Annotated in this window: 1 protein-coding gene; it reads left to right on the top strand. The window is 71.7% G+C overall.

What is annotated here, in order from left to right; all coding sequences use genetic code 11:
- A partial coding sequence (locus A9X03_RS05630) for a protein kinase (protein WP_067779802.1) occupies positions 1-984 on the top strand: 984 nt, incomplete at its 5' end.
- Positions 985-1,093 lie beyond the last annotated feature (109 nt).

Below are 1,093 nucleotides of genomic sequence, written 5' to 3'. Positions count from 1 at the left end.
GTCGACTTCGGTCTCGGGCACGGCGACCCGTCGCGGGTGTATATGGCGCCCGAGCGGTTCACCACCGGCCGGGTCGGGCCGCAGACCGACGTGTACTCCCTGGCGTGCCTGCTCTACGAGTGCCTGACCGGTCAGCCTCCGTTCGAGGCGTCCGACCCGGCCGAGCTGAGGAGCGCCCACCTACTCTCGCCGGCGCCGCGACCCAGCATCATGCGTCGCGGCGTGGGCCGGGCCTTCGACGACGTCATCGCCGTGGGCATGGCCAAACGGCGTGAGGCGCGTTTTGCGTCCGCGGGTGAACTCGCCCGGGCCGCCAGCGAGGCCGTGAACGCGGCGTACGAGCCGGTCGCGGTCGGTGCCGGCGCGGGCCCCCTTGGCACCCGCCCGTTCGAGGCGGTCTATCCGAACCCGGACGACACCGGCTTTAGCCCGTATCCGGTTGTTGATCCGCAGTCGCGGCCGGACGGTTGGCGGCCCGTTGGCGGCCGCGGAGCGTTCGTGATCACGGCGGCGGCGGTCGTGCTGGTGGTGGCAGGGCTCGTGGTGGCTCTGGCGTCGGCGTTGACGAGAGGCGGCTCGACGCCCGCTCGGACGGCTCAGGCGCCATCGCCCGCCCCGTCCAGCGCGCCGCCGCCGAAGACGCCGACGCTGTCCGCTCCTGTGCGCGGCGCCGACGGGTTGGGGTTCGTCGGCGAGACGGCCCGCTGCGATCCGGGCAACCCGCCGGCCGCCGTGGTGCGGACCGCCAAGTCGCTGGCCGTGGTGTGTGAAAACCTCAGCGGCAGTTACTACTACCGCGGCGAGCGGATCAGGGACGGCGCGCACATCGAGCTGTCGAACGCCGAGCGCGCCGGGGACGGTTTCGATGTCACTAACCCGGTCGACGGCGTCGTCTACGAGGTGCGGCCGAACCGGTTGCGGATCATCAGTGGCAGCCACGTCGATTCGTCGGAGCCCGTGCTGCAATACGCCACGGCGTCGTGATCATCACGGCCGCCGGACTTTCCCAGCGGGAGGACGCCGTCGACCGGGTTAGTGACATCGAAACCGTCCCCGGCGCGCTCGGCGTTCGACAGCTCGATGTGCGCGCCGT

Source organism: Mycobacterium sp. E1715 (assembly GCF_001667625.1).
Lineage (GTDB): Bacteria > Actinomycetota > Actinomycetes > Mycobacteriales > Mycobacteriaceae > Mycobacterium.
Note: the sequence above shows the minus strand (reverse complement) of the source record. Positions and strands in the feature narration are given on the sequence as shown.